Consider the following 13,439-nt stretch of genomic DNA (forward strand, 5'->3'; position numbering starts at 1 on the left):
AAGGTCAGAAGGGATTTCAACGGCATCAAACGAGAACGGGCCCAGTCTCGATGAGGGATGGCCCGATTGAGGGATGAGATGAAGAATTCAGCCATTTCCGAACGCAAGAACCAGTCGATCTCGCGCGGCGTCGGCATGACGACGCAGATCTATGCCGATCGCGCCGAGAATTCGGAAATCTGGGATGTCGAAGGCCGCCGCTACATCGACTTCTCGTCCGGCATCGCCGTCGTCAACACCGGCCATCGCCACCCGAAGGTGATCGAGGCGGTCAAGGCGCAGCTCGACCGCTTCACCCACACCTGCCACCAGGTCGTGCCCTATGAGAGCTACGTGCATCTCGCCGAGCGGCTGAACGGCTTGCTGCCCGGCAAGTTCGACAAGAAGACCGTGTTCGTCACCACCGGCGCTGAGGCGGTCGAGAACGCCATCAAAATCGCCCGCAACGCCACCGGCCGTCAGGCGGTCATCGCCTTTTCAGGCGGTTTTCATGGCCGCACCTTCATGGGCATGGCGCTGACCGGCAAGGTCGTGCCCTACAAGGTCGGCTTCGGCGCCATGCCCGCCGATGTCTTCCACGCGCCGTTCCCGGTCGCGCTGCATGGTGTCTCGGTCGCCGATTCGCTTGCCGCGCTCGACAAGCTGTTCAAGGCCGACGTCGATCCGGCCCGCGTTGCCGCCATCATCGTCGAGCCGGTGCAGGGCGAGGGCGGCTTCTACGAGGCGCCGCGCGATTTCATGGCAGCACTGCGCAAGATCTGCGATCAGCACGGCATCCTGCTGGTCGCCGACGAAGTGCAGACCGGCTTTGCCCGTACCGGCAAGATGTTCGCCATGGATCATCATGACGTGGCGCCCGACCTCACCACCATGGCCAAGAGCCTCGCCGGCGGCTTCCCGCTGTCGGCCGTCACCGGCCGCGCCGAGATCATGGACGCGCCAGGCCCCGGCGGGCTCGGCGGCACCTATGGCGGCAGCCCGATCGGCGTTGCCGCCGCGCACGCCGTGCTCGACGTCATCGAGGAAGAAAAGCTCTGCGACCGCGCCAATGCGCTGGGCGCGCGGCTGAAGCAGCGGCTGGTATCGATCCGCGAGGATGTGCCGGAGATCGTCGACATCCGCGGTCCGGGCTTCATGAACGCGGTCGAGTTCAACGACGTGAAGAAGGGGCTTCCGTCAGCGGAGTTCGCCAACGCGGTTAGGCTGAAGGCGCTGGACAAGGGCCTCATCCTGCTCACCTGCGGCGTCTACGGCAACGTTATCCGCTTCCTGTCGCCGATCACCATCCAGGACGGCGTCATGACCGAGGCGCTGGATATCCTGGAGACCTCGATCCGCGAGGCGCGGGTGGCCTGAAGGGCGGTCCACATTCAGGAATTCGGATTCTGTAACCAGGCGGGAATATCCGTCTTGGCGTGCAGAACCCGCCACACATCGATGTGGTCGGTCTGGTCGAAATAGAAAATCAGGTACGGGTAGCGCTTGAATTGCACGCTTCGCAGACCGGGCAATCCGATTTCATAGCCAAACCTCAGAGAGCCCGACGCCGGATGGCGGGCTATCAGTTGGTAGGCGCTTTGGAGGTCGTCGACGTAGCCCAACGCCGCGTGCGGACCAGCTTCGCGTGCATAATAATCAACGGCGTCCTCGATATCCCGCAGGGCAAGGGTTCGAGGAACAATTGCCTTTGTGGACACTAATTATTGCCTTGCGCTCGTTTCCGCAGCGCTGCGAAATAATCATCGTCAACGGGCTCACCCGGCGCGGACGACGCGCCCTCTAGGAGCAAACGGCGCAAAAGTTGACGATCCTGATCGTGGCGGATCAATTCACGCACATATTCGCTGCTCGTGCCAAAGCCTCGATCAGTCACTTGCTGATCAACAAAATTCTTCAAGCTGTCGGGCAGTGAAATATTCATCGTGCTCATTCAGCCATTCTATGGCCTATGGCAAAAATTGGCAATCTCTACGCGCTCGCCCTTGCCGGTTCGTCCTGACTGAAGGCCGCAAGCGCCGCCTTCAGCGCATCCGGCCCGCCTGCCACCGTTTGCGGCGTCGGCGAGAAGCCGGCGCCGAGCATCTTGCGGCCAAGCATGTGGTCGGCCGGCCGATTGACGGATTCGATGCCGAGCAGCCGGTTGCCCGCATAATGGTAGATCGAGAACTTGTTGTCGCCGAGATCGCCCAGCACGACATGGTGATCGCCGCCTTGGGTCAGGCCCACCATCTGCAGCTTCATGTCGCCGATATCCGACCAGAACCACGGCACGGCCGAGAAGGGCTCGGCATGACCGAGGACGGTGCGTGCGGCAAGCCTGGCCTGGTCGGTGGCGTTCTGCACCGATTCCAGCCGCACGTCGCCGCCGGTGAACCAGTGCCGGTAGGAGGCCGCGTCGCCGATAGCGAGGATTTCGGGAACAGAGCTCTGCATATGCTGGTCGACGCGGATGCCGTTGCCGATGGCCAGGCCGGCGGCTTCAGCCAGTTCGACATTGGGCACTACGCCGATGCCGATGATCACCATCTGCGCCGGCAGGCGTTCGCCGCCCGACGTGATCGCGGCCGAGACGCGGCCGCCTTCGCCCTCGAGGCGGGCAATGGTGGTGCCGGTCAGGATGCGCACGCCGATCGCTTCCAGGCGCTGGCGCACATGCGCGGCGATGATCGGCGCCACGGCGCGGCCGAGCAGCCGGTCGACCGCCTCGACGACGGTGACTTTGCGGCCGGCCGCTCTCAGCGTCGCCGCGATCTCCAGGCCGATGAAGCCGCCGCCGAGAATGACCACGTCCTCGGTTTGCGCGCTGAGCTCGCGGATCGCCCGCGCATCGGCCAGCGAACGCAGCGAGACCACGCCGGCAAGGCCGGCGCCGTCAAGCTTGAGCAGGCGCGGCCGCGAGCCGGTCGCGAGCACCAGCCGGTCGAAGGCAAGCGTTCCACCGCCTGCGACATTCAACCGGCCCGAGCCGGCATCGATGCTGTCGATGCGCACGCCCGGCCGGTAGTCGATGTTGTTGCCGGTGTAGAAGGCTTCGCCCCGCAGCGGCTGCGGCTTGGCCTCGGTGTCCTTGATGAAGGTCTTGGAGAGCGGCGGCTTGTGATAGGGCAGTTCCTTCTCGTCGCCGACGAGCACGACCGGCCCTTCATAGCCCTCTTCGCGCAGGCTGGCGGCGGCCTGCACGCCGGCATGGCCCGCACCGACAATCACAACCCCGTTCGTCATCGCAATCCTTTTGGTCAGCAAATTTAGGCCCTTGCGCCAGGTGGCGATTGTCTGCCGCCGCCGCAAGAGCCGCGCATCGGGTCGCACCCAGAACGGCTGTCTGTCAATCGGGCCTAGCGAGACAGTGCCGGGCTTAAAGTTGACATTTGTAGTTTAGAATAATTCTAAACTGTTGTTTCAATTGAATATTTTCTATCTCGCCAGTTGACTCCCAGCCTCTCCATCGCTTTATGGAGAGCTGCGCGCAAAGCGCATCCCTTTGATGTCTGGGCCTTGAACCCTTCCATTGGAGGCACGTGGGTGTCTTTTTATCGCGAACCGCGCATCGACGCGGCCACCATTTTTCCCGGCATGCTTATGCCTCGGCGCGGGTGGGCGCCTTTTGTTGAATTTCCAAAGAACTGGAGAAGGATGATGACGGCACGTAATGGCGGCAGGCTGGCTGCGATCTGCGCCACGGCCGCGCTGACGGCGGCGGTGTTCGTGTTGCCGGCCAAAGCCGAGACCGACGCCAAAGCGGTGATCAAGACCTACGCCGATATCGCTTTAGCCAAATACGAGGATTCGCTGACCACCGCGCAGGCGCTGGACAAGGCGGTGGATGCTTTACTCGCAAGCCCCTCGGCCGACACGTTGAGCGCTGCGCGCGAGGCCTGGAAGGCGGCGCGCATTCCTTACCAGCAGACCGAAGTCTTCCGCTTCGGCAATAAGATCGTCGACGACTGGGAAGGCAAGGTGAATTCCTGGCCGCTGGATGAGGGCCTGATCGACTATGTCGCCATGAGCTACGGCACCGAGTCCGACGAAAACGCGCTCTATACGGCCAACGTCATCGCCAACAAGGAAGTCGAGATCAACGGCAAGAAGGTCGATGCCTCGAAGCTGACGCCCGAGTTCCTGTCCGGCACGCTGCAGGAGGCCGGCGGCGTCGAAGCCAATGTCGCGACCGGCTATCACGCCATCGAATTCCTGCTCTGGGGCCAGGACCTGCATGGCACCGGGCCGGGCGCCGGCGAGCGGCCCTTCACCGACTACGACCTCAAGAATTGCAGCAATGGCAATTGCGATCGCCGCGCCGAATATCTGAGATCGGCGACCGATCTTCTGGTGTCCGACCTGCAGGACATGGTCGGCAACTGGAAGGAAGACGGCGCCGCGCGCAAGAACCTGACCGAGGGCGATGCAAATGCCGCCATCTCCACCATCTTCACCGGCATGGGCTCGCTCTCCTATGGCGAGCTTGCCGGCGAGCGCATGAAGCTCGGCCTGTTGCTGCACGACCCGGAAGAGGAGCACGACTGCTTCTCCGACAACACCTACATCTCGCATCTCTATGACGCGGTCGGCATCCGCGACGCCTACCATGCCAGCTACAAGCGGCTCGACGGCTCCGTGGTCTCGGGTCCGTCGGTGTCCGACATGGTGAGGGCCGCCGATCCGGCGATCGACAAGGAGCTGTCGGGCAAGCTCGACACCACCGTCGCCAAGATGGAGGCCATCCAGGCGCGTGCCCTTGCCGGCGAGGCATATGACCAGCAGATCGCCGAGGGCAACACCGAAGGTAACGCCACCGTGCAGGCGGCGATCGACGCCTTGATCGACCAGACCAAGTCGATCGAGCGCGCCGTGGGCTCGCTCAAGCTGAACGAGATTGCTTTCGAGGGCTCCGACAGCCTCGACTCTCCCGACAAGGTGTTCAAGTAGGACTGGACGCACCACCAGCCAAGCGGCGCCGGAACGGCGCCGTCAGCCAGGGCAAGTAGATGCTGATCTGCCATTGCAACATCATCACCGAAAAGGAGATCGAGCAGACGATCGTCGGGCTGCTGGATGAGGATCCGTGGCAGCTGATCGTGCCCGCGAAGGTCTATCATGCGATGCACAAGCGGGGCCGCTGTTGCGGCTGTTTCCCAAATGTGGTGGAAACGATCATTCGGGTCACCGAGAATTACCACGCCCGCTCGGAGACGGAGGGCGCGGACATCGTTTCACACCTGGATCGCGTGCGAGGCTTGCGCGGCCAATACGGGAGCAGAACCCATGAAAGGCGAACCGCAGGTCATCGAGCGGCTTAACGACGCTTTGTTTCTCGAGCTTGGAGCCGTCAACCAGTACTGGGTGCATTATCGTCTGCTCGAGGATTGGGGCTACACCAAGCTGGCCAAGAAGGAGCGTGCAGAATCGATCGAGGAAATGCATCACGCCGACCGGCTAATCGCGCGCATCATCTTCCTCGAAGGCCATCCCAACCTGCAGTCCGTCGCGCCGTTGCGCATCGGCCAGAACGTCAAGGAAGTGCTCGAATCCGATCTGGCCGGCGAATATGACGCGCGCACCGCCTACAAGCGCTCGCGCGAGATCTGCCAGGACGAAGGCGATTTTGTTTCGATGAAGCTGTTCGAGGATCTCTTGACCGACGAGGAAGGACATATCGATTTCCTGGAAACGCAGCTCGACCTGCTTGCCTCGATCGGTGAGGAGAAATACGGCCTGCTCAATGCCGATTCGGTCAACGAGGCGGGGTAAGGACATGCGGGAATGCGGCGCCCCGTAGACTTTTCGCGCCGCGCGTGGCGGGCCGCAGTCGACGCCCTGCCGCTTCGGAAGACCCCGCGATATCGGATCGGTCGCGGGGTGTCGCTTTTGCTGGCGATCATGCTTTCCGCATCCGCCTTGGCCGATCAGCCCGCCGCTCTGCCGACGAGCCGCACCGACCTGACGCCGAAGGACCAGGCACGGGTTCTGGCGGTCACCAGGCCGACGACCGATTTCACCAAGCCCGAGCCGTTCGAGCTGATGCAGGGTGGCGCCGGCACGTCGCGCAAGGACGTCAACCGCGATGCCTTTTCGCAATCCTCCGCCAATATCACCTTCGAGGAAGAAGGAACCTTCAAGCTCGGCAACGCGCTGTTCCGCAAGAACTGGGTGTCGTCGCCGTCCTCGACCCAGGCTTCGGACGGGCTCGGCCCGCTCTTCAACGAACGCGCCTGCCAGAACTGCCATCTGAAGGATGGCCGCGGCCGTCCGCCGGAAGGCGATGCCGAATCGACATCGATGTTTCTGAGGCTGGCGCGCGACGCCGACAGCGCCGAGGAAAAGACGGCGCTCACCGATCATAAGCTGCTGAATTTTCCCGATCCCGTCTATGGCGCGCAACTGCAGGACCTTGCGGTTCCCAGGCTCAAGGGCGAAGGCCGGATGCGCGTCGATTATCAGGAGCAAAAAGTGACGCTCGGCGACGGCGCCGTCGTTTCGCTGCGCAAGCCGAGCTATACGATCGAAAATCTCGGCTACGGTCCGCTCGATCCGCGCACCACGCTGTCGCCGCGCCTGACGCCGCCGATGATCGGGCTGGGCCTGATCGAGCAGATCGCGCCGGCCGATATCCTTTCGCATGCCGATCCGGACGACCGCGACGGCGACGGCATTTCGGGCCGGCCGAACATGGTGCGCGACGAGCTGAACGGCCAGGTGATCCTGGGCCGCTTTGGCTGGAAGGCGCAGACCGCGTCGATCCGCCAGCAAGCGGCCGATGCCTTTGCCGGCGATATCGGCATCTCGACGCCCGAAGTGCGGAAACCCTGGGGCGATTGCACCGAGGCGCAGAAGGATTGCCTTGCCATGCCAAACGGGGTGCAGCAACGCCTCGGCACGGCCGAGGCGCCGCCGCCGGTGATGGACCTCGTCACCTTCTATTCGCAAAATCTGGCCGTGCCGGCGCGGCGCGATATCGGCAAGCCTGATGTGCTTGCCGGCAAGAAACAGTTCTACGAGATGGGCTGCATTGCCTGCCACACGCCGAAATTCGTCACCATGCGCGGCACGCCCGAAAAGGCGCAGGCCTTCCAACTGATCTGGCCCTATTCCGACTTCCTGCTGCACGACATGGGCGAGGGCCTCGCCGATGGGCAACGCGTCGGCCAAGCGAGCGGCAGCGAGTGGCGTACCCCGCCGCTCTGGGGTATCGGGCTCACCGCGACGGTCAACGGCAATGCCTTTTACCTGCATGACGGCCGCGCTCGCACGCTTGCCGAGGCGATCCTGTGGCATGGCGGCGAGGGCCAGAAGGCGCGCAACCGCTTCGCCGGCGCCGCCGCGGCTGATCGTGACGCGCTGATCAAATTCCTGGAGTCCCTATGATATTGAAACGCGTCGCTCTGATGTCGAAATGCATGGCCCTTGCTCTTCCGTTCCTTCTGGCCGCCGTTCTTCCGGCATCGGCCGCGGTCAAGGCGTCCGATGTCATCGGCCGCGCGATCGACGGCTTCGTCCGCCCCGCCTATGCCAGCCTCGATGAACATGCTGAGGGCCTCACCACGGCGATGCACCAGCTTTGCGAAGCGCCGTCCAGCGAGAAGCTCGAAGCGGCGCGCGCGGCATTTTCAGGCACCGTCGAGGCCTGGTCGGTGGCCGAGATCATCGCCTTCGGACCGATCAAGGAGAACAACCGGCTGGAGCGCATGCTTTATTGGCCGGACCGCAAGAGCATCGGCCTGAGGCAAGTGCAGGCCACGCTCGCATCCAAGGACCCGTCCGCCGCCGATCCGGCGCAACTGGCGCAAAAGAGCGTCGCCATGCAGGGCCTAGGCGCCCTCGAATATGTGCTTTACGGCGATGGCGCCGAAACCCTTGCCGCGAAAGACGATCCCTACCGCTGCGCCTATGGTGCGGCGATTGCCGGCAATGTCGAAGCGATGGCAGGCGAGGTGCGTGATGGCTGGCAAAAGCCCGATGGCTTTGCCTCGCTCTGGGCCAATCCGGGGCCGAAGAACCCGCTCTATCGCGATGGCAACGAAGCGGTGACGGAACTGGTCGGCGTCTTCATCAACGAGCTAGACATAATCCGCGACGTGCGGCTCAAGGGTTTTCTCGGCGCGAAGCCGGATGCCGACAAGCCGAAGCAGGCGATCTACTGGCGCTCGCAGAACACGACGGCCTCACTGGCCGCAAACCTGTCCGGCATCGACCGGCTGTTCCAGGCTTCCAGGCTCGGCGACGCGCTGCGCGCCGATGCGCAATGGATGGCAGAGTCCATCCACATCCAGCTCAGCAACGGCGTGACAACGGCGAAATCCGTCGCCGGCCCGATCGACAAGGCGCTCGCCGATCCGGCGCTGCGCGAAAAGCTCGAGCATTTCAAGCTGATCACCTCCAGCCTGTCGACCTTGATCGGCACCAGGATGACCGCCGAGTTCGGCTTGACCGCCGGCTTTTCGTCGCTGGACGGGGATTGATGCGTGAGAGCCGCCGTCATCGACCGCCGCGATTTCCTGCGGGCCGCGGGCGCCGGCTTCGCAGCCGCGATGGCGCCGCGCGCCTGGGCCGACACGCTTGCCGCGGACGCGGTGTTTGCCACGGCTTTCGTCAAGCGCGACGGCAGCTTCGGCGCCGCCGTGCTCTCCGAGGCGGGGAAAATCCTGCACACGATCGGTCTGCCCGACCGCGGCCACGACGTCACCTTCGATCCGGTGTCGAAGCGCTCGGTGGTCTTCGCCCGCCAGCCCGGCACCTTTGCCGTGGTCTTCGACCATGCCGGCCGCGACAAGCCGTTGACCATCGCCAGCATCGCGGGCCGGCATTTCTTCGGCCATGGCGTGTTCTCGCCCGACGGCGCTCTGCTCTATGCTACGGAGAACGATTTCGACAACGCGGCAGGTGTCGTGGGCGTCTACGATGCGCGGGCGAAATTCAATCGCGTCGGCGAGTTCCCGACCTACGGCATGGGTCCTCACGAGCTGCTCCTGCTTGGCGATGGCCGCACTTTAGCCATCGCCAATGGCGGCATCGAGACCCATCCCGATTATGGCCGCGCCGAACTCAACATCGCGACGATGAAACCGTCCTACACGCTGGTCGACCGGATCACCGGCGACCTCATCGAAAAGCACGAGCTGCCGCCGGCGCTGCATCAGCTTTCGATCCGCCACATGGATCGCGACCAGGCGGGCACCGTCTGGTTCGGCTGCCAATATCGCGGGCCGGCGACCGACCGCCCGGCATTGGTCGGCCGCGCCGCGCGCGGCAAGGAGCTCGAGCTCCTGGAAATGCCGCAGGACGTGCTCTCGCGCTTCCGCAATTATATCGGCTCGGTCGCCGCCAATGCCGCGACGGGCACGGTCGCCGTCACCTCGCCGGAGGGCAATTCGCTGGCCGTCATCGATGCCGCCAGCCGACGCGTGGTCACGACAAGAGCGCTGGTCGAGGTCTGCGGCCTCGCGCCCGACGGCGCCGGCTTCATGGCGACGACCGGCGCCGGCGAGATCGTCGTCGGCGCCGGCGCCACCCGTTCCGAACCGGACTATGTCTGGGACAACCACATGCTGCGCATTGTCGCGACGGCGTGATCGCCGGGCGTGGAACCGAAGCCGCTTAACATTTCTCCGCCCTGGCCCTTGCGGCGGCGGCCTATGCCGGGCAGAGGGAATTGTGTTTCGATCCAGTTCGTTAACCGGCCTATGAAGCTGCCCCTGTGAAGCTGCTTGCCATCGACTGCGCCGCCAATCTCTGCGCCGCCTGCGTCTATGACGCGGGCGCGGGGAAGGAGCTTGGCCGCGAAGTGCGCGACCTAGGCAAGGGGCATGCCGAGCATCTGATGGCCGTCATCGAGGCTGCCTTGAAAGCAGGCGGCATCGGCTACCCTGACCTCAACGCCGTCGCCGTCTCGATCGGACCCGGCTCGTTCACCGGCCTGCGCGTCGGCGTCTCGACCGCGCGCGGCCTGGCGCTGGCGTTGAAAATCCCGGCGATCGGCGTGACGACGCTGGAAGCCCTGGCGGCGGAGGGTGCGAAAACTTTTCCCGGGCGCGCGGTGCTTGCCGCGCTCGATGCCGGCCGCGAGGAAATCCACGCCGCGCTCTTTGACAAAGCGTTAGCAGAGGCTTACCGACCTTCGGTGACCACGCTCTCCGTGGCAGCGACCATGGCCAACGGCGCCGATGCCGTCCTTGTCGGCACCGCCGCGCCGCAGATTGCCGCGGCGGCGGGACGGGCCTTCGACACCGGCCCGGTTGCCGCCACCGCCGACATCGCTACCTATGCCAGGCTGGCCTCGGCCAGAGGGCCGGGCGAAAAGCCCAAGCCGCTCTATCTGCGCGGCGCCGACGCCAAGCCGCAGGCGGGCTTCATTCTTCCGAGACAGGATAATGGTCCAAAGGGAGACCATGATTCCAAGAAGCAGGAGGCGGTTTTGCGGAAAGGTCGTGGTCCAAAAGGAAACGACGCCTGATGCGCATACCGTTCTTTCAACCGCGCCGCAGGGACTATGCGCTGGAGCCGCTGACGGTTGCCGACAGCGCCGCCATCTCGGAGCTGCATCGCGAGGATTTCGTGCGGCCCTGGACCGACGGCGAATTCGCAGCACTGCTCGAGCAGGATACGGTGTTCGGCTACGCCGCGCGCGAAACCGGCCAGGGCGCCAAGCCGCCGGTCGGTTTCGTGCTGGCGCGACTCGCGGCCGGCGAGGGCGAGATCCTGACCGTGGCCGTCGCCCGCACGCATCGCCGACAGGGGCTTGGCTGGCAATTGATGGATGCGGTGCTGCGCGAGCTTCATGCGCAGCGCGCCGAAGCGCTCTTCCTCGAGGTCGACGAGACCAATGCGCCGGCGATCGCGCTTTATCGCAGGCTTGGCTTCATCCAGGTCGGTCATCGGCCCAACTACTATCGCTCGACCGAGCACGGTCCGACCGGCGCGCTTGTCATGCGCCGCGATCTTCGCTAGCCACAGTCGCGCATGACCCCGAAAATCGGCTCTGATTTTCGGAAAGGATCATGCGCCAAGCGGGAGTGTTACAGCGTCCTTTGCGCGCCCTAAGGCGCGCGGCGCTGTAATGTTGGGGCCGGAGCGAATGATCAAGAAATTGCGGATTTTCCTGGCGCTCTTCTATATCGTCGTTTGTTCGCTGGTGCTGGTGCCGCTGCAGATCCTGTCGATGAAGACGGGGCTGTGGCCCGAAACGTTCATCCTGAAGATCTGGCACGGCATGATCCTCAAGGCGCTGGGCATGCGGGTGCATGTGAGAGGTGCGCTTGCCAGGGAACGCCCAGTGCTGGTGGCGGCCAACCACATTTCCTGGACCGACATCATGGTGCTCGGCTCCTTTGTCGATGTGAAGTTCATCGCCAGGGCCGACGTGGAAGGCTGGCCGATGATCGGCATGCTGTCCAAGCTGCAGCGCACCGTCTACATCGAGCGCGAGCGCAAGCGCACCTCCGGCGACCAGGCGAGCGAGATCGCCAGGCGCATGGCCAAGGGCGATGCCATGGTGCTGTTCGCCGAAGGTTCGACCGGTGACGGCAACCTTGTGCTGCCGTTCAAGAGCACGCTCTTCGGCGCCGCCTCGATGGCGATTTCGGAAGGTGCGGCGGACCAGGTCTTCATCCAGCCCGTGGCGATCGCCTATACGCGCCTGCATGGCATGCCGATGGGCCGCCGCCATCGGCCGATGTCCGCCTGGATCGGCGACCAGGATTTGATGCCGCACCTGAAAACCCTGCTTGCCGAAGGCGCGATCGACGCCGAGGTGCATTTCGGCGAGCCTGTGCCGTTCTCCAAGGGCTCGAACCGCAAGGAAACGGCACGGCTGATGGAAGCCAGGGTGCGCGAGATGATGCAGGCCGTCCTCGCCGACCCGGCCAAGAGCCGGTAGCCGATGCATTTCGCCCAAAGTGCGTAGCGGTTTTGGGATAACGACATACATAAATAAAAGAGATCTGAAGCGCGTCCTGTCGGGACGACCTGCTTCAAGGCAGATTCGTCTGTTTTTTGTCACGGAAAGGCGCTAGAAGCCGCCCGATGGAATTGAACACGATTGAAAGCCACGGCATCGGCGCTGCCGCCGAGCACTCGGCCGGCACGGACCCGACGGCGAAAAAGGTCTTCGTCAAGACTTATGGCTGCCAGATGAATGTCTACGATTCCCAGCGCATGACCGATGCGCTGGTGGCCGACGGCTATGTCGCCACCGACGCCGTCGAAGATGCGGATCTCGTGCTGCTCAACACTTGCCATGTCCGCGAAAAGGCGGCGGAAAAGGTCTATTCCGAGCTTGGCCGCATTCGCGACATGAAGGCTGAACGCGCCGAGGCCGGCCGCGAATTGCTGATCGGCGTCGCCGGCTGCGTGGCGCAAGCCGAGGGCGCCGAGATTATCCGCCGCTCGCCAGCGGTCGATCTGGTCATCGGCCCGCAGACCTATCACCGGCTGCCCGACGTGCTGGCGAGAGTCCGTGGCGGCGAAAAGATCGTCGAGACCGAATACGCCGTCGAGGACAAGTTCGAGCATCTGCCGCAGCCGAAGCGCGCCGAGCTTGCCAGGCGCGGCGTCACCGCTTTCCTGACGGTGCAGGAAGGCTGCGACAAGTTCTGCACCTTCTGCGTGGTGCCTTACACGCGCGGCTCCGAGGTTTCGCGCCCGGTGGCGCAGATCGTGGCCGAGGCCGAGCGCCTGGCCGAGGCAGGCGTGCGCGAGGTGACGCTGCTCGGCCAGAACGTCAATGCCTGGCACGGTGTCGGCGAAAATGGCGAGGAATGGGGCCTTGGCCGCCTGCTGTTTCGTCTGGCGAAAATCCCCGGCCTGGCGCGGCTGCGCTACACCACCAGCCATCCGCGCGACATGGACGACGAATTGATCGCCGCGCATCGGGACCTGCCGGCGCTGATGCCCTATCTGCATCTGCCGGTACAGTCGGGCTCTGACCGGATTTTGAAGGCGATGAACCGGCGCCATACGGCGCGCGACTATCTGGCGCTCATCGAGCGCATTCGCGCCGCCCGCGCCGATATCGCCATGTCCGGCGACTTCATCGTCGGCTTCCCCGGCGAGACGGATGAGGATTTCGAAGCGACACTGAAATTGGTGCGCGAGGTGAACTATGCCTCGGCCTTCTCGTTCAAATATTCGCCTCGCCCCGGCACACCGGGCGCCGAAATGGATGGCCATGTCTCGGAAGCGGTGAAGGACGAGCGTCTGCAGGCTCTGCAGGCTCTGCTTCTCAGGCAGCAGCAGGATTTCGGCTTGAGCCTGGTCGGCAGGACCATCGGCACGCTGATCGAGAAGCCTGGCCGGCAGGCCGGGCAGAAAGTTGGCCGTTCGCCTTGGCTGCAGCCCGTTATTGTTGACGACAAGGCCGGCGGAATCGGTGACATTATCGACGTACGAATCACAAGGACCGGCTACAATAGCCTGTTCGCCGAACTGGCCTGACGGGCCTCGGCAGA

Annotated in this window: 14 protein-coding genes; 11 read left to right on the forward strand and 3 right to left on the reverse strand. The window is 64.0% G+C overall.

Translation table 11 applies throughout. The features are described 5' to 3' along the window. Positions 1–78: 78 nt before the first annotated feature. Positions 79–1,356, forward strand: coding sequence for a 4-aminobutyrate--2-oxoglutarate transaminase (locus tag FJ419_RS03625; protein ID WP_140545157.1), 1,278 nt, complete (start codon positions 79–81; stop codon positions 1,354–1,356). A 14-nt stretch (positions 1,357–1,370) separates the two neighbouring features. Here the strand turns inward: FJ419_RS03625 and FJ419_RS03630 are convergent, their stop codons facing one another. The 3 genes from FJ419_RS03630 to FJ419_RS03640 are packed head-to-tail and all read right to left on the reverse strand — an operon-like array spanning position 1,371 to position 3,222. Further along, positions 1,371–1,697: a type II toxin-antitoxin system RelE/ParE family toxin gene (locus FJ419_RS03630; RefSeq protein ID WP_140687621.1), complete on the reverse strand. Its 327-nt coding sequence runs from the start codon at positions 1,695–1,697 to the stop codon at positions 1,371–1,373. Then, a complete protein-coding gene (locus FJ419_RS03635) occupies positions 1,697–1,930 on the reverse strand; it encodes a type II toxin-antitoxin system ParD family antitoxin (RefSeq protein WP_140545161.1) in 234 nt (77 codons plus the stop codon). The genes FJ419_RS03630 and FJ419_RS03635 overlap by 1 nt, the downstream gene beginning before the upstream one ends. Positions 1,931–1,968: 38 nt before the next feature. Next, entirely contained in the window at positions 1,969–3,222 is a 1,254-nt protein-coding gene (locus FJ419_RS03640; RefSeq protein ID WP_140687623.1) for an FAD-dependent oxidoreductase, read from the reverse strand. A 414-nt stretch (positions 3,223–3,636) separates the two neighbouring features. Here FJ419_RS03640 and FJ419_RS03645 point away from each other — a divergent pair, with 414 nt between their 5' ends. The 10 genes from FJ419_RS03645 to miaB all read left to right on the forward strand — a co-directional run bounded on the left by FJ419_RS03645 (position 3,637) and on the right by miaB (position 13,425). Beyond that, a complete protein-coding gene (locus FJ419_RS03645; protein WP_140687625.1) occupies positions 3,637–4,926 on the forward strand; it encodes an imelysin family protein in 1,290 nt (429 codons plus the stop codon). Between the two features lie 59 nt (positions 4,927–4,985). Beyond that, on the forward strand, positions 4,986–5,297 hold the full coding sequence (locus FJ419_RS03650) for a (2Fe-2S)-binding protein (protein ID WP_140687627.1): 312 nt from the start codon (positions 4,986–4,988) through the stop codon (positions 5,295–5,297). Then, positions 5,263–5,748, forward strand: a complete 486-nt coding sequence (gene bfr / locus FJ419_RS03655) for a bacterioferritin (RefSeq protein WP_140687629.1) — start codon at positions 5,263–5,265, stop codon at positions 5,746–5,748. The genes FJ419_RS03650 and bfr overlap by 35 nt, the downstream gene beginning before the upstream one ends. A gap of 12 nt (positions 5,749–5,760) precedes the next feature. After that, positions 5,761–7,362 (forward strand): di-heme oxidoredictase family protein, encoded by a 1,602-nt coding sequence (locus FJ419_RS03660; RefSeq protein ID WP_140687631.1) that lies wholly within the window; start codon positions 5,761–5,763, stop codon positions 7,360–7,362. 20 nt (positions 7,363–7,382) lie between these two features. Then, positions 7,383–8,456 (forward strand): imelysin family protein, encoded by a 1,074-nt coding sequence (locus tag FJ419_RS03665; protein WP_140688133.1) that lies wholly within the window; start codon positions 7,383–7,385, stop codon positions 8,454–8,456. Between the two features lie 3 nt (positions 8,457–8,459). Further along, entirely contained in the window at positions 8,460–9,566 is a 1,107-nt protein-coding gene (locus tag FJ419_RS03670) for a DUF1513 domain-containing protein (RefSeq protein WP_140687633.1), read from the forward strand. A gap of 125 nt (positions 9,567–9,691) precedes the next feature. After that, the gene (tsaB, locus tag FJ419_RS03675) at positions 9,692–10,447 is read left to right on the forward strand and encodes a tRNA (adenosine(37)-N6)-threonylcarbamoyltransferase complex dimerization subunit type 1 TsaB (RefSeq protein WP_140687635.1); all 756 of its coding nucleotides are present in this window, start codon (positions 9,692–9,694) and stop codon (positions 10,445–10,447) included. Further along, a complete protein-coding gene (gene rimI, locus FJ419_RS03680; protein ID WP_140687637.1) occupies positions 10,447–10,941 on the forward strand; it encodes a ribosomal protein S18-alanine N-acetyltransferase in 495 nt (164 codons plus the stop codon). The genes tsaB and rimI overlap by 1 nt, the downstream gene beginning before the upstream one ends. 127 nt (positions 10,942–11,068) lie before the next feature. Next, positions 11,069–11,869, forward strand: coding sequence for a lysophospholipid acyltransferase family protein (locus FJ419_RS03685; RefSeq protein WP_140687646.1), 801 nt, complete (start codon positions 11,069–11,071; stop codon positions 11,867–11,869). 146 nt (positions 11,870–12,015) lie between these two features. Beyond that, entirely contained in the window at positions 12,016–13,425 is a 1,410-nt protein-coding gene (gene miaB / locus FJ419_RS03690) for a tRNA (N6-isopentenyl adenosine(37)-C2)-methylthiotransferase MiaB (protein ID WP_140687652.1), read from the forward strand. The last annotated feature ends 14 nt before the right edge of the window (positions 13,426–13,439 follow it).

Source organism: Mesorhizobium sp. B2-6-2, from assembly GCF_006440615.1.
Taxonomy (GTDB): Bacteria; Pseudomonadota; Alphaproteobacteria; order Rhizobiales; family Rhizobiaceae; genus Mesorhizobium.

Excerpts from the sequence above, each read along its gene's own strand:
- FJ419_RS03625 (WP_140545157.1), top strand. The coding sequence starts at position 79 with ATGAAGAATTCAGCCATTTCCGAACGCAAGAACCAGTCGATCTCGCGC.
- FJ419_RS03635 (WP_140545161.1), bottom strand. The coding sequence starts at position 1,930 with ATGAGCACGATGAATATTTCACTGCCCGACAGCTTGAAGAATTTTGTT.
- FJ419_RS03640 (WP_140687623.1), bottom strand. The coding sequence starts at position 3,222 with ATGACGAACGGGGTTGTGATTGTCGGTGCGGGCCATGCCGGCGTGCAG.
- FJ419_RS03645 (WP_140687625.1), top strand. The coding sequence starts at position 3,637 with ATGACGGCACGTAATGGCGGCAGGCTGGCTGCGATCTGCGCCACGGCC.
- FJ419_RS03650 (WP_140687627.1), top strand. The coding sequence starts at position 4,986 with ATGCTGATCTGCCATTGCAACATCATCACCGAAAAGGAGATCGAGCAG.
- bfr (WP_140687629.1), top strand. The coding sequence starts at position 5,263 with ATGAAAGGCGAACCGCAGGTCATCGAGCGGCTTAACGACGCTTTGTTT.
- FJ419_RS03660 (WP_140687631.1), top strand. The coding sequence starts at position 5,761 with ATGCGGCGCCCCGTAGACTTTTCGCGCCGCGCGTGGCGGGCCGCAGTC.
- FJ419_RS03665 (WP_140688133.1), top strand. The coding sequence starts at position 7,383 with ATGTCGAAATGCATGGCCCTTGCTCTTCCGTTCCTTCTGGCCGCCGTT.
- rimI (WP_140687637.1), top strand. The coding sequence starts at position 10,447 with ATGCGCATACCGTTCTTTCAACCGCGCCGCAGGGACTATGCGCTGGAG.
- FJ419_RS03685 (WP_140687646.1), top strand. The coding sequence starts at position 11,069 with ATGATCAAGAAATTGCGGATTTTCCTGGCGCTCTTCTATATCGTCGTT.
- miaB (WP_140687652.1), top strand. The coding sequence starts at position 12,016 with ATGGAATTGAACACGATTGAAAGCCACGGCATCGGCGCTGCCGCCGAG.